The sequence below is a fragment of the Streptosporangium sp. NPDC050855 genome (genome assembly GCF_044456585.1).
GTDB lineage: Bacteria > Actinomycetota > Actinomycetes > Streptosporangiales > Streptosporangiaceae > Streptosporangium > Streptosporangium longisporum.
Genome location: NZ_JBITFY010000001.1, coordinates 866,805 through 884,068, shown reverse-complemented (window position 1 = coordinate 884,068; position 17,264 = coordinate 866,805). Strand labels below are relative to the sequence as shown.

The following is a 17,264-nucleotide window of genomic DNA, read 5'->3' as shown; positions in this document are numbered from 1 at the left end:
GGGGCACCGGGCTTCGGGGCCCGTGAACGCTCAGGGCCCGGATCCCCGGGCCGAGGGAGGGCCGGGGTCGCTAGCCGGTCTTCCTGACCGTGCTCTGCACCTCGCCCACCGGGACGTCCCGGGTGGCGCCGACCTCGACCGGGTCGTAGGCGAAGGGCACCACGTCGTCCTCGACCTCGATGTCCCAGACCGCGGTGACCGTCAGCTCGTAGACGCCGCGCGGCTGGTCGACCGAGGCCCGCAGATAGGTCACCCCGCAGGGAGGGTCGTCGCCGTCGTCGGCGCCCTTGCGGTACGGCACGCCGCCCTCGCCGCACCCGCTCTCCGCGACCCTCGCCCGGTCGCCGGTGGTGCCCGGGTCGATGTCGATCTTCCCGCGGGTGGCGGTCACGGTGGCGCTCATGACCCCGGGCAGCGTCGCGGTGACCGACCGGGTGGTCTCACCGGCGCCTCCCAGCCAGACCCAGGTGGGCAGGTTGACGTAGCTCTTGACGTCCGGATTGATCTCGACCTTCGGGTCGGGCACGGTCAGCGCGGCGCGGGCGATCTCGACGAGCTCTTCGATGGTGATCCCGTTGGGCGGGGTGGTGCCGGGCGGAGCCCAGACGTCGGGTTCGCCCAGGGCGGCCACGCACGCCATACCGGCCGGGTCGGCGGAGTTGTAGGCGCGCTGCCACCAGGTGCCCTCCTGGCCGACCTTCTCCTCGAACTTCTCCAGGGCCTCCTTGCGTCTCTTCCACTCCTGCTCGGGGAGGGCGTCGGGCAGGGCCTTCCGCTCCGCCTCCAGCCTCTCCTCGGCGTTCCCGCGGGGCTCGTACCAGCAGGGGCGCTTGATCCGGTAGCCGTCGCTCTTCCCGGTGAGCCCCGTGCCGGTGATCACGATCTGGGAGTCCTTGAGAGCGACCCCGGCCTCGCGCCCCCTCTGGTAGGCCTCCCCGGTCGTGCCCTGGGGTTCGGGGTCGGCGGCCACCGGCGCGGCCGCGGTCACCGCGGTCACCGGGGACACCGGGGACATCGGGGACATCGGGGACACGGCCGCGGTCACCGGGGGCGCGAGCATCAGCAGCCCCGCGACGATCACTTTCCCGATCATCAAGCACCTCCGGTATGCGGACACGGCCATGGGGAGAACGTCATCTCAGGCAACCCTTCGCGCGCTCGTCCGGGAGCTTGGCGTGGCGGAAGAGCCTGATGCGCCAGCTCCCGTCCTCGGTCCGGCCCATCGCCGCGGACTGCAGGAAGGGCCTCCTCGTCCAGTCGGGCTGCCTGGGGACCGGTTCACCCGTGGAGGCGTCGAGAAGCCGCATCCTCGTCTCGTCGACGCAGACGTCCAGCTGCGCCCCCCGCCGGTCGCCCGAACCGCTCACCGCGCTGACGTTCGGCATGTACAACCGGGCGACCCCCCGTACGGACCTGCGCCGGTCGAGGAACGCCTGCGCCCAGGCGGACGCGTCGTCGGCCGCGTCGTGCTCGACCAGGCCGAGGTAACCGGTGTCGCGGCCCTCGCTCGTCACCGCCCGGAACGCCCCGGCGACGTAGTCGCGGAAGACCTCGATCATCGCGCTCCTGTCCGGGTCGGGGGCGACCGGCCACTCGACCACGACCCGCACGCCCGGCGCGACCCTGACCGTCTCCGTCCTCGGCTCCGCCGCCTCTCCGGTCGGGGGCCCCGACGGGGAGGCGGACACGGAGGCGCCGGTGCCGGAGGAGAGATCGGCCGGAACGAACGGGGGAGGCTCCGGCGGGGCACAGGCCGCCGGAAGGACGAGGACCGGGAGCAGGGCCAGCGCGATCACGGCACGCATACGGGTCACGCTAGGAGCGCCGGTCCGCCGGAACCACCGGTATGCACGATTCGGCATGGCCGCCTCCTTCGTCCCGTCTCGTTCACCGGTCTCCACTCGATCCGTTCCGGTCCGCCCCGCACCCGCTCGTCCCCGGCCGGCCCGTTCCGCGGGGACTCCTCCCGTACGGGGCCCCGCGCCCGGACCGTCATGCCGTCGGGGCCGAGCGCATCCGCCACGAGGGCAGCAGCTCGTCGATCAGGGCGTCGGTCTCAGGGGCCATCCCGCCGCCGTACGGATGGGAGGCGGCCCGCCGGTGCAGGGCGTCGGCCACGGCGCGCAGCCGGACCGGGTCGCCGGTGAGGTGGGTGGCGCGCAGCAGGTCGCGCCAGAGCCCCTCGTCGTCGGCGGCCAGCAGCAGCCCGGCCCGTACCGCCGCCACGGCCTCGTCGATCTCGCCGCGGGCCAGCCGCACCTCGCAGAGCCGGTGGGCGGCGTCCGCCACCCCCGCGGTCACGTCGTACTCCAGGTCGTCGGCGGCCAGCCAGGCGTAGCGGCCGCGCGGGCGGCCGTTCAGCAGCGGGCCGCGGACCAGGTCGAGCGCCCTCTCCAGCAGCGCGGGGCGCCCGGCGGGGTCGGCGTGCGATCGGCGGACGAGATCGCGGAAGACCGTCCAGTCGGTGCAGACCTCGGGGCCGAGCCGGAGCCGCCCGGACTCGTCGGCGTAGAGGTTGGGCCTGCCCTGGCCGTCGGTGCCCAGCCAGGTGACGACCCTGGCGATCGTGGCGTCCCGGACGACCTGCTGCACGCCCCTCGGCCACAGGATGCCGCCGAGCACCACGGGGTGGACGCCGCCGGGGTGGGTGGCCAGGTAGACGACGAGCTCGACGGCGAGCACCGCCCGCCCCTCCTCCATGGGCGGGGGGCCGACGACCTCGGCGGGACCCAGGATCCGCACCTCGACCGAGGGCTCGGCGGGGATCGGCTCCGGCTCGTCGGGGAGCGGTTCGCCCTCGATCCGGTCGGCCGCCATGAACAGGTCGATCAGCGCCCGGTACTGGCGGCGGGGCAGCAGCTGCGCCGCGACGTCGAACCCGAGCGCGTCCACCTCGGCCCGGCCCTCCTCGGTGATCGCCCAGTTCCAGGTGGCGTGCGGGACGTCGCCCGCGACGACGTACCCGGTGGCCGTCCTGACGCCCTTCCTGGCGAGCAGCGCCAGGCGGCGGCCCTCCTCGGCGGTGGGCGGGATCGCGGAGAGCAGGTAGTGCGGGGTCCAGGCCGGGTCGGCGGCGCGTCCCTGGACGCGGCCGGTGAGCACCTCGCCGCCGCGCGCCCCCGTCCCGGCCGCCTCCGCCTCCAGCTCGGGGAGGACCTCCGCCAGGCCGCCCGCGTACCTGATCCGGTCGGGGGCGATCACGGTCAGTTCCTCGCCGAAACCGACCAGGGTGACCCGCATCCGGTCCGACCAGCGGTTGGTGGCCAGCTCCACGGCGAGCGCGGCCAGCGCCGCGGTGGTCTGCGGGCCGTGCATGCGGATCGGGCCGTGGGCGGCCTCCAGGTCGACGAGCACCCGGCCCTCGCCGTTGGAGCCGAGCGAGACCAGCCCCGGGTAGGGCGCGGGCGCGTCGGCGAGCGCCTGCTCGTCGAGCATCCGTCCCTCGTGCGCGGGGAGCCGCCAGACCTGGCCGCCGTCGTGGGCCGACCAGGGTGCAGGGGCGTCGGAGTCGGGCGGGTGCACCCACAGGTCGAGGGTCTGCGGCGACAGGTGCGCGGCGTAGATCGTGGGCGGGGTCCGGTGCTGGGCGGCCAGGGACCTGCCCAGGAGCCTGAGCCCGATGTCGAGCATCCGGCTGCCCGGGGCGTCGGCGCCGAGCCGGAGCGCGAGCTCGGCCTCGGCCGCGTCGTCCCTGGGACGGACGATCCTGCGGCCGAACGCCCGGTGCCAGAGCTGCTGCCTGCGCCTGCGTCCGAGCGCCGCCAGCAGCCCGGCCGCCGCCAGCGAGGCCCCTGCCAGGTAGTCGAGCATGCCCAGCCCCTGGTCCCGGCCCTGCTCCTGGTCCTGGCCCTGGGCCGGGTCCTGGCCGGGCGCCTGGTCCTGGAGCGGGTCCCGGTTCTGGTCCTGGTCCCGGTCCTGGGACTGGGACTGGGACCGGTCCTGTCCGGGGGACCGTTCGGCCTGGCGCTCGTCGTCCTGCCCGCTCCGGGCGGGCCCGGCCGTGTCGGCGTCGCGCCGCGCGGGCCGCTCGGTGTCCGCCGTCGCGCCGGGCTCCTGCCGGGTCGCGCCGGGCTCCTGCCGGTCGGCGCGGCCCTGCTCCTGCCGGTCGGCACGATCGGGGCCGGTCTCGGACGGCGCCCGGACGTCCCGGGCGTCGCGGGGCACGGGTACGTCGCGGACCTGTTCCTCGGGGAGGTCCGCGCCGCCGGGGGTGAACGTCTGGGTGCGGCCGTCCAGTTCGGAGGGCTTGCCGCGGTGGTCCTCGAGGATGTCGTCGCGCGACTCGCCGGCGGGGACGATGTGCACGTTGCGCGCGTCGTCCGGCATGTCCAGAACCCAGCCGGGCCTGATCAGGTCGGCCATCCGCAGGCGGCTGCCGTCCGGCTGCTCCTTGTGCTGGTTGAGCCGGTAGACCTCCGGGTACCGGCGGCCGTCGCCGAGGCACTTCTCGGCGATCTCCCAGAGGCTCTCGTGGTGGCGCCCGTGCGGCGGCTGCACCACGTACACCTTCCTGGCCTTGCGCGCCGGCTCCAGCTCGGCCCGCTCGGCCGCGGCCGGGCCGGAGGCCGTCGCCAGCCCGGTGGCGACGATGCCGGAGGTCGCGGGCGGCAGGCTGGTCAGCTTCGCGACCGGCAGCGCCACCGCCGAGACGGTGAACAGCAGCATGGCCGCGGAGACCAGCCGGTTGGCGAACATCTGGGTGCCGCCGGAGAACGGCACCCGGGCGGGCATGCCGACCCGGCGCAGCCCGGCGTAGATCTCGACCAGCACGCAGACGACCATCTGCAGCCACGCCAGCCAGACCAGCAGCACGAGGATCGCGACGATCGTGCTCGTGCCCACCTGGCTGGTCAGCAGGTCGAGGTCGAGCAGCTCGGGCGGCAGCGGCGGCCCGGCCAGCCGGAGCAGGGCGTAGGGGACACCCGCGACGAGCGCGGCCAGGACGACCAGGGCGCCGAGACCCGCCAGCAGGTCTCCCGGTGTGCGCCTGTCCTTGATGCGCGCGGGCTGTCGCGTGGTCATTCGTCTCCCTCCTCGTCCAGGTTCGTCGTCGGTCGATCGGTGGGGCGGCCGTTCACGGCGCCGGGTCCTCCCCGGTGTCCGGTCCGGCCGTGGCGGTGGCCTTCATGTCCGCGCCGGGGAAGCCGAACGCCGCCAGGAAGAACGCCTTCCAGGCGACCGAGACGTCCACGGTGACCTCGGTCCGGCCCGCGGGCGTGCACCCGGCGAGCCGTACGTCGCCGCCGTGGGCCGAGACGATCTCCTCGGCCTTGGCGCAGGACTCGTCCCCTCCCAGCAGCCTGGCCTCGCCGGTGGCGCGCAGGTGCTCGACGTCGATCTGGTCGGCCGCGGCCCTGGCCGCCTGCTCGGCGACGTCGGCGGCGCGCAGCCGCGCGTTGATGGCGGCCCCGCCGTCCACGAGAAGCCCGGCCAGCAGGAACACCACCACCGAGAAGATCACCGTGAAGATCGACATCGACCCTCGCTCACCGTTCCCGGCCGGGCGCGCGGGTGCCCGTGACGCCGCGGCCGGGCGCGCGAGGCTCCGCCGGGCCGCGGGCGGGCGTACCGGGCCCGTCCCTTCCAAGGGCCGGGCCCGGGTCGGGGGGACGTTCACGGATTCAGCACCTCGACCCTGCGGAACCGTTCCAGTCGGACCACCGAGTCGCCCTTCATCTCCTTGGCCGCGCCGAACCCCAGGAAGTCCAGGTTCAGCGAACAGGTCACCTCGACACGGACCACGCCCTCGGGCCGCCAGCTCGTACCGGCCAGATCGACCCGCGGCTCGCACTCGCCGGACAGGGCCGTGCCGGCCGCCTCCTGCGCGGCGTCCTCGGCGTCGGCCTGGGTGCGCTCGACGGAGGCGGCCCTGGCCGCGTCCCTGGCCGCGCCGTTGACCTCGCCCTGGGCCTCGACCACCCTTCCGGCCCCCACCAGGAAGAGCAGGAACAGCAGGAAGACCGGGGCCAGCAGCACCGTCTCGGTGCTGAGCGACCCGCGGTCGTCACCGGACGGCGGGACCCGCCGGGGCAGGGGGATCACTGGAGGCTCACTGACACCCTTCGCTCCCGTCGTCGGGCCGGAAGCACTCGATGGGACCGCCGAAGCGCGCGGTCACGGTGAACGTGGTGGACGGCAGCAGCGGGACGACCTGGACCGCCGAGGCGGTCACCTCGACGCCCCGCCGGTCGCCCTCCTCCCAGGCCGTGACCGTGGCGCCGTCGAGGAGCTTCGGCCCGACGGTGCGGATCACCTCCTGGGCGCGGGACTCGCCGTCCTGCCGCCACGACTCGGTGTCGACCCGCGCGAGCCGCGCCCCCTCCCTGGCCGCGGCGTCGGCGATCTGACGTCCGTGGAACCAGAGGGCGGACTGCACGATGAGCAGGACGACGACGAGCACCACCGGCATGACGATCGCCAACTCGACGACCGTGGCACCGCGCTCACCGCGCTCACCGCGCTCACCGCGCTCACCGCACTCGCCGCGCTCGCCGCGGTCACGGGTCGCCAAGTTCACCGCCCCCGCCGCCTCCGCCGCCCCCGCCGAACTGGTTGGAGATCTCGGCCTGCTTGCCCTCGACGAGGGTCTTGATCAGGGTCGCGAGGCCGAGCGCCACCCCGGCGATGATGGCCGTGATGATGACCCACTCGACCGCGGAGGCGCCCCGGGTGGGGGCGTTGCGCGCCCTGTCGATCCGGACGCGAAGAACGACGGTCGCGTACACGACCCACGGATGGTTCAGCATGGTCAGGACCCCAACATCTTCATAGCGGCCGGGAAACTCAGGAAGATCACGAAGCCCGCGCAGAGCAGCAGCTGGGCGACGAGCATCGACTGGGAACGCTCGCCCGCCTGCCCCTCGATCTCCGCGAGCTCGCGGCGCCGCATGGTGGCGGCGCGGGCGGTGAGGGAGGAGCGGACCTTGGCCCCGTCGTCGGCGACCAGCCCCAGGGCGGCCGACAGGTCGCGCAGCTCGTCGACGTTGATCTCGTCTCCGAGCTGGCCGAGGGCCTGCCAGGGGGTGATGCCGACGATCCTGGCGTTGCCCAGCGCCTGGCGGATGCGGGACATCGCCCAGTTGGCCCCCTCGTCGTCGGGTCCGGGGCTGCCCACCGAGACCGCCATCATCAGCGCCTCGGGCACCCCGCGCCCCCCGGCCAGGTTCATCGCGACCAGGTCCAGGAAGGATCCGACGACGTGCCGGAAGTCGCGGCGCATCCGGGCGGCGTCCCGCTTGATCTGCAGGTCGGGCAGGACGAAGAAGACCCCGGCGACCGCGAGCGCGGCCCAGAGCGGGACGGTGAGGGACGGCCCCCACCCCATCAGCACCAGCCAGCCGACCAGCAGCGGGAACGCCAGCAGCCCGGAGAACGCCAGCAGGACCTTGGTGGCCAGGAAGCCCTCGAACGACCTGCCGAGCAGCGCGAGGTCCGCCCTGGCGGAGTGGGCCTCCCAGCCCCTGGCCGCGTAGAAGCGGGCCATCCGCACCCCCAGGCCGCGCCGGAACGCGCTGACCTCCTCGTCGGGCATGACGAGCCGGGCGCGGGGCGCGTCCCCGCCCTCCCTGGCGGCGTCGAGCGCCAGCAGGCGCGTCACCAGCCCGGGACGGGCCGGGAACAGCGCCCGGAGGAGCAGGAACAGGCCGATGCCGAGCACCGAGCCCGCGAGCAGCGCCTCAGTCACCGGCCACCTGCCCGGTAGAGGGCAGTCCCAGCAGGCGGGCGGGCTTGTCGAACCGGGCCAGGCGGCGCATCCAGGCGAACCCGGCGCCGAACAGCCCGGCGACCACGACGAGCACGGCCTGGCCGAGCGCGTTGTCGTACTCCTGCACGTAGGCCGGGTTGAACACGACCAGCGCGACGGCGAAGGCGATGGCCGTGCCGACCACGATCTGCACGCTGCGCCGGGTGGAGCGGCGCTCGGCCTCGACCCGGCGGCGCATGTCGAGCTCCTCGCGGGCCGACACGGCGAGCGCGCCGAGCACGTCGCGCAGCCCAGGGCCGCGCAGCTTGGAGTTGAGGATGAGGGCGGCCACCACCAGGTCGGCGGAGGGGTCGTCGAGCTCGTCGGCGAACAGCCTGAGCGCGTCGGGCAGCGCCATCCGGGTGTGCAGGCGGTCGACCATGGAGCGCAGGTGCGGGCGGAGCGTGGGGGCCGCGGCCCGGATCGAGGACGGGATCGCCTGCTCCAGCCCGGCCGCCCCGGCGATGGTGTCGCGCAGCGACTCGGTCCAGGCGGCCAGCGCCTCCAGCCGCCGCATCGCGGTGCGCTCCTCGGCGGCGCCGCCGGACAGGCCGCGCCAGGCCAGGGAGAGCAGCACCGCGCCCACCGCCATGACCGGCCAGCCGGTCACCACCAGCACCAGCACCCCGGCGATGGCGCCCACCGCGGACCGGGTGGACAGGGCGCGCAGGAACGCGCGCCGGCCGGCCTTCCTGCCCGGGGTGGACGGCCGGGGGCGCACCCCGTACACCGAGACGAAGAGCAGGAACAGGCCGGTGCCGACCGCGACGCCCGCCAGCATCACCAGCGGGTCGAACAGGCCGGGGGGCAGGGAGGTCATCTCCAGCCTCCCGGGTCGTAGCCGAAGTGGGCGAGCTCCTCCAGGCACGACAGCGGCGCGTGCGGCAGCACCCGGCCGTCGGGGGACATCGCGAACACCTCGGAGGAGAGCACCCGGCCGTCCACCCCGGCCACCTCGCGCACGCTGGAGACGAAACGGCGCAGCCTGCCGCCCACCGCGTAGTCGTTGCGCTTCTCGATGAAGACCACGAAGTCGATCGCGCCCGCGATGAGCATGTGGGTGGCCTCGATCGGCAGGCGTTCGGACGCCTGGAGCGCGTAGGTGGCGATGCGGTTGAAGACCTCCATCGAGGAGTTGGCGTGGATGGTCGACAGGGAGCCGTCGTTGCCCTGGGTCATCGCGTTGAGCATGGTGACGATCTCGTCGCCGAGGACCTCGCCGACGATCACCCGGGACGGGTTCATCCGCAGCGAGCGGCGGACCAGCTCCGCCATGGTGATCTCGCCCTGGCCCTCGGAGTTGGGCAGCCTCTGCTCGAAGGCGACCACGTTGGGGTGCAGCTCGGGGAACTGGTCCAGGCCCAGTTCCAGGGCGCGCTCGACGGTGATCAGCCGCTCGGACGGCGGGATCTCGTTGGCCAGCGCGCGCAGCAGGGTGGTCTTCCCGGCGTTGGTCGAGCCGGAGATCATGATGTTCTTCCTGGCCGCCACCGCGGCTGCGAGGAAGCGTCCCACCTCCGGGGTGAGGGTCCCGTTGCCCACCAGGTCGCTGAGGAACACCTTGCCCAGCCGGGAACGGCGGATGGAGATGGACGGGCGGACCGTCACGTCCATCACGGCCGAGAGCCGGGAGCCGTCGGGGAGGCGCAGGTCGAGCTGGGGGTTGGCGGTGTCGAACGGCCTGCTGGACAGGCCGCTGTAGGCGGCGAGGATCTGGACCAGCTCGACCAGTTCCTCGTCGGACTCGGCCACCGGGTCGCTCATCAGCTCCTGGCCGTCGGCGTAGCCGACGAAGACCCGGTCGCAGCCGTTGATGTCGATGTTCTCGACCTCGGGGTCGTCGAGCAGCGGCTGGAGGCGGCCGACGCCGAACAGGGCCGCGTGGATCCCCGCGGCGAGCGCCTCCTCCTCCTCTGCGCTGGGAGGGGTCCTGCCGACGCCGATCTCCCCGCGGGCGAACTCCTCCAGGATCTGGGCGATCAGCGCCCGGGCGAACTGCCGCTCGTCCTCGCCCGTCATCGGCGGCAGGCCGCCGGCCTGGTCCAGGCGGCGCTGGTGGGCCAGCCTGTCGCCCACCTCCTGCCGGAAGCGCTTCACCAGCGCGTGGTCGACGGTCACGGCCCGGCTCCGTTCGACGCCACGCCCGCCACGTCGGGGGCGCGGACCTGGGCGGCGAGACGACCGGCCAGCTCGCGGGCGGTACGGATCAGCAGGGAGCGGTCCAGGCGCCCGCCCCACTGGCCGCGCAGCAGCTCCGCGCCCTTGGGGTCGTGCGCGAGCCCGCTGACGAAGGCGACCTGCCTGCCGGTGCCCATGACGATCCGGCGGACCTCGTCGATCGTCGTGCGGTACTGCCGGGGGTCGGCGATGACCACCACCCCCACCTGCGGCTCGCGCGGCATCACCTGCAGGCGTTCGCGCAGGTGGGCGACGTGGTCCAGGCTCGCCCTGGTGAACAGCACCACCAGCGAGGCCTCCGCGGTCAGCTCGGCCAGGTGCGGGTGCCCGCCCAGGCGCCCGCAGTCGGCCAGGACGTCGGCGTGCGGCATGGCGGCCAGCGCCCTGCCGAGCGGGCCCCAGAGCCAGGTCAGCCCGGCCGCCTGCTCGCCGTGCGTCAGCCCGGCCAGCACGTCCAGCCCACCGATGATCTTCTGGGTGTGCTCGTGGATCTGGTCGGGACGCAGCCCCCGGCGGGCGGTGGCCCCCAGGGTGAGCAGGCCCCTTCCCGGGTTGAGCACCCCGCCGTCGTCGGCGGGCAGCCGGTAGGCGATGTCGCCGCCCGCCGGGTCGCACTCGGCCAGCAGCACCGGGCGCGGCCAGATCGCGCCCAGCGCGGTGGCCGCCGTGGTCACGCCGGGCGCACCCTTGTCGGCGGCCAGCACGATGAGCGCCACGTCAGCGCGCTCCCGGCAGCTCGGCGAGGGCGATCTCACCCGCGGAGGCGTAGGCGACGATCTCCGGCGAGATGGAACTGTCCACGATGATGGTGACCTGGCCGTTCGCCCCGGTCCTGCCCGGGGTGCCGATCTGGTGGACCAGCGCGCTCTGCGCCAGCACCCGTCCCTGGCGTTCGCCGCGGCTCCCGCCCGGCACGTGCACGACCTGGACCCGGTCCCCTCGCTCCAGGGTGCCCGGCGTCTGGCCCGGCTTGAGGGAGAGGCCGACCTGCGCCTTGCCCGGCCCCTGCTCCCTGCTGGCGGAGACCACCATCTCGCGGGTGAGGAGCGTGCCGGGGATGATCGTGACGCGGGCGTAGTTCTCCGCGACGCGGGCGCGCTGGGACCAGGCGACGTAGCCGATGCCGGTGTCGGCGATCTGGACCTCCCTCATCGACGCCTCGGTGAAGGGCTGGCCCGCGCCGACCTGCTGGGAGATGGCGATCGCCGAGACGCGGTCGCCGCTGCGCAGGACGAGCAGGGTGGTGGCCAGGGCGCCGCCCAGGATGAGGAGGACGGCGAGGGCGGCGAGGGCGGGTTTGCGCTCGCGAGGGGGCACCGGGAGCTTGCGCGACGCCGGGCCGGACAGGGCACCCGCCGACGTCTGCCGCTCGGCGTTCACCGGGGCGCGGCCCGCTGGCTTCTCACTGGTCCTCATGGGTCGGGGGACTCCCAGAGTGGTCATAAACGCGTGGAACTACTGGTCGAATTTACGCCATTATGCGCACCATGCGGACGCTCCGACGGACAAAAGCCAGAACCCATGCTCGTTTGATAGGAACGCGTCTGTCAACGTCACTTCAGAAGAAAGTGGCGGTTCCGCTAGATGACACGAGACTTATTTGGGTGATAAGGACGGTAATCAACTCCTGTAACAATCGTCCCGGCATTTACAGCGGGCATTACCCGCTGTGCCCCACACCTTCACATCCCCTGTTCACGGCCTTCTCCCGCGCCCCCTCCCGCGGGGACGGCCCGCCGCCCGGACGCGGCACCACCCGACCCCCTCCCCGCCTGGGGACCGGGACGGTACGGGTGTCGAAGGACCCGACTCTCCGAACAGGTTTTCCACAGCCTCGCCCCCGTGACGGGACGGCGACCGGACGCCTCCGGGGGACGGAACGCCCACGTGGACCGGCATGACGGCCCGGCGCCCACCGGCGGTTGTCCACAGGCGGGGACGTTTTCCACATACCAGCCCGCGTGCCATGACATTGCCGCGAACACCCTCTGCGAGACGGTTTCCACTCTGTACGGTAGATCCAGGGCCTGACCCGAGGAGAGCGGCGATGCGGATCATGCTCACCGTGCTCGGCGAGCACGCCGACCGCGACATCGTGGTCGAGGGCGACGAGACGACCACGGTGGCACGGCTCGCCGAGTCCCTGGCGGGGCAGGGCGGCGAGCGGCCGAGCAACGTGGTGCGGCTGACGCGCAGCAGGGCCCCGTACGGGCTGGGCCGCGATCCGGGCGGGTCCGAGCCGCCGCCGCTCTGGCTGGAGGGCCGTCCCCTCGACCCGTCCGCGCCCGTGCTCGGCCTGCTCCGCGACGGCGACCTGGTCACCCTCGACCGCTCCCTGGCGACGGCCACGGTCGCCGAGGAGCCGGGCGGGATCGTGGAGATCCGGGTCGTCGGCGGGCCCGCGGCCGGGTCCGTGCACCGCCTCAGCCTGGGCGTGCACACCGTCGGCTCCGACCCCGCCTGCCCGGTCTCCGTGGCCGATCCCCGGCTGCCCGCGCGGGCGGCGGTGGTCCGGCTCACCCCGGACGCCATCACCGTCGAGCCCGCCGAGGAGAACGGGCCCGTGCCCCTGCTGGACCGCGACCCGGTCTCCGAGCCGCTCGCCTGGCCCGAGCACGCGGTGCTGAGCTGTGGGGGGACCGTGCTGACCCTGCGGGCGGTCGAGCCTCCCGACGCCCACCTGGACGCGCAGCCGGACGGCGGGCTGGCCTACAACCGGCCGCCCAGGTTCCGGCCGCCGGGCGGCACGCGCCGCTTCGAGGTCCCGGCCGAGCCGAAGCGGGCCGAGACCATGCGGCTGCAGCTGCTGACCGCGTTCCTGCCTGCCGTGCTGGGCGTGGGCATGGCCATCGCCCTGAAGACCCCGTACTTCCTGCTGTTCGCGCTGATGACGCCGCTGATCATGATCGGTCAGTGGTGGAGCGACCGCCGGCACGGCCGCAAGCAGTACCGCCAGGAACTCAAGCTGTACAGGGAGCGGATGAAGGGGTTCGAGGCGGCCGTGGAGCGCGCCCGCGCCGAGGACGAGGCCGCCCGCCGCGCCGCCGCCCCCGACCCCGCCGAGGTGCTGCTCACCGTGACCGGCCCGCGGCGGCGGCTGTGGGAGCGGCGCGACCACGACCCCGACGCGCTGCGCCTGCGCCTCGGCCTGGCCGACCTGCCCGCCGAGCTGGAGTTCGCCGCCGAGCGCTCCGCGGCGGTCGACGCGCCGCTCCCCGAGCCGCCGCTCTGCCACGCGGTGCCGGTGGCGCTGGCCATGCGCCGCCTGGGCGTCGCGGGCCTGACCGGGCCCCGGCAGGTCACGGCCGGGGTGGCGCGCTGGCTGGTCGGCCAGGCCGCCGCCCTGCACAGCCCGCGTGACCTGGCGATCGTCGTGCTGTCGGCGCACGGCGACGGGGAGGAACGCTGGGACTGGGTCCGCTGGCTGCCGCACTGCGCCCCGCGCGGCGGCGAGGACTGCGTGGCCCTGGTCGGCGCCGACCCCGAGGCCGCGGCCCGCCGGGTGGCCGAGCTGGCCGCGATGATCGACGAACGCCTCGGCGACGAGGCCGCGACCGGTACCGCGGCCAGGCTGGGCCGCATCCCGACCGGCTGGGGCGACCTCGGCGGCGCCGGGGACGACGGCGCCGGGCAGCCGTACGCCGCGCCCGTCTACGACGAGCGTCCCTACGACGTGCTGGTGGTGCTGGACGGCGCGCAGATGCTGCGCGCCCTGCCGGGCATGCCGCAGGTGCTGCGCCGGGGCCCCCGCGCGGGCGTGTACACGCTGGCGATCGACGGCGACCAGCGGCTGCTGCCCGAGGAGTGCGTCACCGTCGCCGCGGCGGAGGCCGACGGCACGCTGCGGCTGCGCGGCGGCGGCCTGGACCACCTCGGCGAGATCCTGGCCGACCAGGTGGGCGCCGCCTGGTCCGACCGGCTGGCCCGCTCGCTCTCGCCCATCCGCGACGTCAGCCGCGACGACGCGGGCCTGGCGCTGCCCGACTCCGCGCGGCTGCTCGACCTGCTGGGGCTGCCCTCGCTGTCAGGCTCCGACCTGGCCGGACGCTGGGGACGGACGACCGAGGCCGTCATCGGGGTGGGTCCCGAGGGGCCGTTCTCGGTCGACCTGAGCCGGGACGGGCCGCACGCCCTGATCGCGGGCACCACCGGCGCGGGCAAGTCGGAGTTGCTGCAGACCCTGATCTGCTCGCTGGCGGTGGCCAACCGGCCGGACGAGATGACGTTCGTGCTGATCGACTACAAGGGCGGCGCCGCGTTCAAGGAGTGCGTGCGGCTGCCGCACACGGTGGGCATGGTCAGCGACCTGGACGGCCACCTGACCCAGCGGGCCCTGGCCTCCCTGGCCGCGGAGATCCGCCGCCGCGAGCGCCTGCTGCTGGCCGCGGGGGCCAAGGACATCGAGGACTACCACGAGCTGCGCGACGCCCGTACCGCCCGCGCCTCCCGCGACCTGCTCGTCGCCGGGGGCGGCGCACCGGTCAGGCCGCTGCGCGGGCGCGGCGCGTCCTCGGCGTCCACGGCGTCCACGGCGTCGTCGGTGTCCCCGGCGTCCCCGGCGGCCCTGGAGCCCCCGGCGCCGCTGCCCAGGCTGGTCCTGGTCATCGACGAGTTCGCGGCCATGGTCAGCGAGCTGCCGGACTTCATGACCGGGCTGGTCGACATCGCCAGGCGGGGGCGCTCGCTCGGCATCCACCTGATCCTCGCCACCCAGCGGCCCGGCGGTGTGGTGACCGCCGACATCCAGGCCAACACCTCCCTGCGGATCGCGCTGCGCGTCACCGAGTCCGCCGAGTCCGCCGACGTCATCGGCCGTCCCGACGCCTCGTACATCCCCAAGTCCGTGCCGGGACGGTGTTACGTGAAGTCCGGGGCGGGCGCGGCGACGGGCGTGCAGGCCGCGCGGATCGGCGGCCGCAGCCCCGGCGCCTCGGGCGGGGAGAGCCGGGTACGGGTGAGCGAGGTCGGCTGGCACGACCTGGGACGGCCCAGGCCGGTCCAGGCCGGGTCCGAGAGCGGCCACGTCACCGACCTGTCGCTGCTCGTCGACGCGCTGGTGGAGGCCGCCCGGGTGGCCGGGGTGGCCGAGCAGCCCAGCCCGTGGCTGGAGCCGCTCCCCGACCTGGTGACCGTCCCCGGCCTCGTCCCGCCCGCCGGAGACCGAGCAACCGGGGACCGGTCCGGCGGGGACCGGTCCGGCGGCTTCGTGAACGGCGGACCGCCGAACGGCGGGCTGCCCTACCGGCCGGGGGTCGAGGAGGTGGCGCCGCTGGCCTTCGGGGTCACCGACCTGCCCTGGGCGCAGGACCGCCGGGCGCTGACGCTCGACCTGGCCCACGGCGGGCACCTGCTCGTCGCCGGCGCCCCGCGCAGCGGGCGGTCCACGGCGCTGCGCACGCTGGCCGGATCGATCGCCGCGGGCGCCTCCCCCGACGACGTGCACCTGCACGCGATCGACTGCGGCTCGGGGGCGCTGCTCCCCCTGGTGGCGATGCCGCACTGCGGGGCGGTGGTCACCCGCGACCAGCTCGACCGGGTGGAACGGCTGCTGGCCCGGCTCCGCGCCGAGGTGGGACGGCGCCAGCAGCTCCTGGCCGAGGCCGGGTACGCCTCGCTGGCCGAGCTCCGCGCCGCCGACGGTCCCCGGCTGCCGTGGCTGGTGCTGATGCTCGACCGCTGGGAGGGGTTCGTCGCCGCGTTCGAGGCCTACGACTACGGGCGGCTGATCGAGGCGCTGATGCAGCTGCTGCGGGAGGGCCCGGCGGTCGGCCTGCGGGCGGTGGTGACCGGTGACCGGTCCGCGCTGATCGGGCAGATCTCCACGGTCTTCGACGACCGGCTCATCCTCCGGCTGGCCGACCCCACCGACTACGGGCTGGCCGGGCTGCCCGTCAAGGACCTGCCCGCCACCATCGCGCCCGGCCGGGCGCTGTCCGGCGGGGAGCACGGCACGACCGAGAGCCAGATCGCGCTTCTGTGCGAGGACCCCTCGGGCCCTGCCCAGGTCGCCGCGCTCCAGGCGCTGGCCCGCTCGGCCCCGGAGATCACCGGTGATCCGCCGATGCGGGTGGACGCACTGCCGATGCGCGTCACCGCGGCGCAGGCCATGGACCTCGCGCCCGCCTTCCGGCCGCCGTCCCCGCTGTGGGCGCTGCTCGGGGTGGGGGGCGACTCGCTGGCCCCGCTCGGGATCGACCTGCTCGCCCACGGCCCGGCCGCGGTCGTCGCGGGCCCGCCCAGGTCGGGCAGGTCCACGACGCTGCTGACCGCCACCCACTCGCTGCTGTCCCAGGGCACGCCCGCGGTCCTGGTCACGCCCCGCCGCAGCCCGCTGTGCACGCTGGTCGACACACCGGGCGTGCTGGCCGTGCTGGACGCGGGCGGGGATCTGCACGGGGCCGTCGCCGGGCACGACCGCTACGTCGTGGTCGTCGACGACGCCGAGCTGATCTCCGCCGACTCGCCCCTGGGCACCGCGCTGGAGGAGGTGCTGCGCAGCGGCAGGGACGGCGAGCACGGCATGATCGTCGGTGGTACCACCGGTGACCTGACCACCGCCTACCGGGGGTTCGCGGCCGAGGCCCGCAAGGGCCGTACCGGCCTGCTGCTCTCGGTGCAGAGCCCGGCCGACGGCGACCTGTTCACCGTCCGCCTGCCCCGCGGCGCGGTCGGCGGCCCCCCGGGACGCGGCCTGCTGGTGACCGCGGGCTCGGTGACCCCCGTCCAGGCCGCCGTCACGTGAGGACGGCGCAGGCCCGGCCCTGACCGGGCCGCGCACGGACGGCCGTACCCGGACGGACCGCGCACGGACGGCCTGTGCGGGGCCGCGCGGACGGGGCCGCACGGACGGGCCGGGGCACGCGGGCGGGGCCGCGCGGACGGGCCGGGGCACGCGGCCGGGGCCGCGCATGGAAACGCCCCGGTCCTCGAAGGCGTCTCCTCCAGGACCGGGGCGTCCCGGCCGTTCCTCTAGCGCGTCGCGGACTCGATGTTGCCGCGGTAGGTGTTGATGACCCTGGAGGCCTCGGCGAGTTCCTCGGACATGCGCTGGAACGCGGCGCGGTAGTTCTGCCACGCCTCGCCGAAACGCTGGGCACCGGGCCCCGTCCAGGCGGTCCCGACTTTCGCGGCCTCACGGTCCAGCGCGGCCACCGTGGCCCTGACCTGGTCGGCCTGCTGGGTGAACTGGGTGGCCATCTGCTGCATTTCCGCGGGATTGCCGCCGAGCAAGTTCTGGCTCATGCCAGTCTCCTTCGGATCAGTGTCGGGACGGTGACCAAACGAAATCACGATAGGCGAATGGATCACATGGGATCCGGGTTATACCGAGCGGATATGGACG

Annotated in this window: 14 protein-coding genes; 1 reads left to right on the top strand and 13 read right to left on the bottom strand. The window is 74.6% G+C overall.

Annotated elements, in window-relative coordinates; genetic code table 11:
• Window positions 1-70: 70 nt before the first annotated feature.
• The 12 genes from ACIBCT_RS04095 to ACIBCT_RS04040 all read right to left on the bottom strand — a co-directional run bounded on the left by ACIBCT_RS04095 (window position 71) and on the right by ACIBCT_RS04040 (window position 11,338).
• Window positions 71-1,093: a hypothetical protein gene (locus tag ACIBCT_RS04095; protein WP_399185904.1), complete on the bottom strand. Its 1,023-nt coding sequence runs from the start codon at window positions 1,091-1,093 to the stop codon at window positions 71-73.
• A 40-nt stretch (window positions 1,094-1,133) separates the two neighbouring features.
• Window positions 1,134-1,805: a hypothetical protein gene (locus ACIBCT_RS04090; protein ID WP_399185903.1), complete on the bottom strand. Its 672-nt coding sequence runs from the start codon at window positions 1,803-1,805 to the stop codon at window positions 1,134-1,136.
• 187 nt (window positions 1,806-1,992) lie between these two features.
• The gene (locus tag ACIBCT_RS04085; RefSeq protein WP_399185902.1) at window positions 1,993-5,022 is read right to left on the bottom strand and encodes a BTAD domain-containing putative transcriptional regulator; all 3,030 of its coding nucleotides are present in this window, start codon (window positions 5,020-5,022) and stop codon (window positions 1,993-1,995) included.
• Between the two features lie 52 nt (window positions 5,023-5,074).
• Window positions 5,075-5,476 (bottom strand): pilus assembly protein TadG-related protein, encoded by a 402-nt coding sequence (locus ACIBCT_RS04080; RefSeq protein ID WP_399185901.1) that lies wholly within the window; start codon window positions 5,474-5,476, stop codon window positions 5,075-5,077.
• Between the two features lie 137 nt (window positions 5,477-5,613).
• A complete protein-coding gene (locus ACIBCT_RS04075) occupies window positions 5,614-6,042 on the bottom strand; it encodes a TadE/TadG family type IV pilus assembly protein (RefSeq protein WP_399185900.1) in 429 nt (142 codons plus the stop codon).
• 7 nt (window positions 6,043-6,049) lie between these two features.
• On the bottom strand, window positions 6,050-6,511 hold the full coding sequence (locus tag ACIBCT_RS04070; RefSeq protein ID WP_399185899.1) for a TadE/TadG family type IV pilus assembly protein: 462 nt from the start codon (window positions 6,509-6,511) through the stop codon (window positions 6,050-6,052).
• Window positions 6,498-6,746, bottom strand: a complete 249-nt coding sequence (locus tag ACIBCT_RS04065) for a hypothetical protein (protein WP_344889566.1) — start codon at window positions 6,744-6,746, stop codon at window positions 6,498-6,500. The genes ACIBCT_RS04070 and ACIBCT_RS04065 overlap by 14 nt, the downstream gene beginning before the upstream one ends.
• 2 nt (window positions 6,747-6,748) lie before the next feature.
• Window positions 6,749-7,684, bottom strand: a complete 936-nt coding sequence (locus ACIBCT_RS04060; protein WP_399185898.1) for a type II secretion system F family protein — start codon at window positions 7,682-7,684, stop codon at window positions 6,749-6,751.
• Complete coding sequence (locus ACIBCT_RS04055) at window positions 7,677-8,564, bottom strand: type II secretion system F family protein (protein WP_399185897.1); 888 nt, start codon at window positions 8,562-8,564, stop codon at window positions 7,677-7,679. The genes ACIBCT_RS04060 and ACIBCT_RS04055 overlap by 8 nt, the downstream gene beginning before the upstream one ends.
• Complete coding sequence (locus tag ACIBCT_RS04050) at window positions 8,561-9,862, bottom strand: CpaF family protein (RefSeq protein WP_399185896.1); 1,302 nt, start codon at window positions 9,860-9,862, stop codon at window positions 8,561-8,563. Before ACIBCT_RS04050 ends, ACIBCT_RS04055 begins: the two co-directional genes overlap by 4 nt.
• On the bottom strand, window positions 9,859-10,638 hold the full coding sequence (locus tag ACIBCT_RS04045; RefSeq protein ID WP_399185895.1) for a hypothetical protein: 780 nt from the start codon (window positions 10,636-10,638) through the stop codon (window positions 9,859-9,861). The genes ACIBCT_RS04050 and ACIBCT_RS04045 overlap by 4 nt, the downstream gene beginning before the upstream one ends.
• Before the next feature lies 1 nt (window position 10,639).
• On the bottom strand, window positions 10,640-11,338 hold the full coding sequence (locus ACIBCT_RS04040; protein ID WP_399185894.1) for a hypothetical protein: 699 nt from the start codon (window positions 11,336-11,338) through the stop codon (window positions 10,640-10,642).
• 631 nt (window positions 11,339-11,969) lie between these two features.
• Here ACIBCT_RS04040 and ACIBCT_RS04035 point away from each other — a divergent pair.
• Window positions 11,970-16,664 (top strand): FtsK/SpoIIIE domain-containing protein, encoded by a 4,695-nt coding sequence (locus ACIBCT_RS04035; protein WP_399185893.1) that lies wholly within the window; start codon window positions 11,970-11,972, stop codon window positions 16,662-16,664.
• A gap of 227 nt (window positions 16,665-16,891) precedes the next feature.
• On the opposite strand, the gene ACIBCT_RS04030 is transcribed toward ACIBCT_RS04035, so the two are convergent.
• On the bottom strand, window positions 16,892-17,164 hold the full coding sequence (locus ACIBCT_RS04030; protein WP_344889587.1) for a WXG100 family type VII secretion target: 273 nt from the start codon (window positions 17,162-17,164) through the stop codon (window positions 16,892-16,894).
• Window positions 17,165-17,264 lie beyond the last annotated feature (100 nt).

Excerpts from the sequence above, each read along its gene's own strand:
- ACIBCT_RS04030 (WP_344889587.1), bottom strand. The coding sequence starts at position 17,164 with ATGAGCCAGAACTTGCTCGGCGGCAATCCCGCGGAAATGCAGCAGATG.
- ACIBCT_RS04090 (WP_399185903.1), bottom strand. The coding sequence starts at position 1,805 with ATGCGTGCCGTGATCGCGCTGGCCCTGCTCCCGGTCCTCGTCCTTCCG.
- ACIBCT_RS04040 (WP_399185894.1), bottom strand. The coding sequence starts at position 11,338 with ATGAGGACCAGTGAGAAGCCAGCGGGCCGCGCCCCGGTGAACGCCGAG.
- ACIBCT_RS04085 (WP_399185902.1), bottom strand. The coding sequence starts at position 5,022 with ATGACCACGCGACAGCCCGCGCGCATCAAGGACAGGCGCACACCGGGA.
- ACIBCT_RS04095 (WP_399185904.1), bottom strand. The coding sequence starts at position 1,093 with ATGATCGGGAAAGTGATCGTCGCGGGGCTGCTGATGCTCGCGCCCCCG.
- ACIBCT_RS04035 (WP_399185893.1), top strand. The coding sequence starts at position 11,970 with ATGCGGATCATGCTCACCGTGCTCGGCGAGCACGCCGACCGCGACATC.
- ACIBCT_RS04080 (WP_399185901.1), bottom strand. The coding sequence starts at position 5,476 with ATGTCGATCTTCACGGTGATCTTCTCGGTGGTGGTGTTCCTGCTGGCC.
- ACIBCT_RS04055 (WP_399185897.1), bottom strand. The coding sequence starts at position 8,564 with ATGACCTCCCTGCCCCCCGGCCTGTTCGACCCGCTGGTGATGCTGGCG.
- ACIBCT_RS04065 (WP_344889566.1), bottom strand. The coding sequence starts at position 6,746 with ATGCTGAACCATCCGTGGGTCGTGTACGCGACCGTCGTTCTTCGCGTC.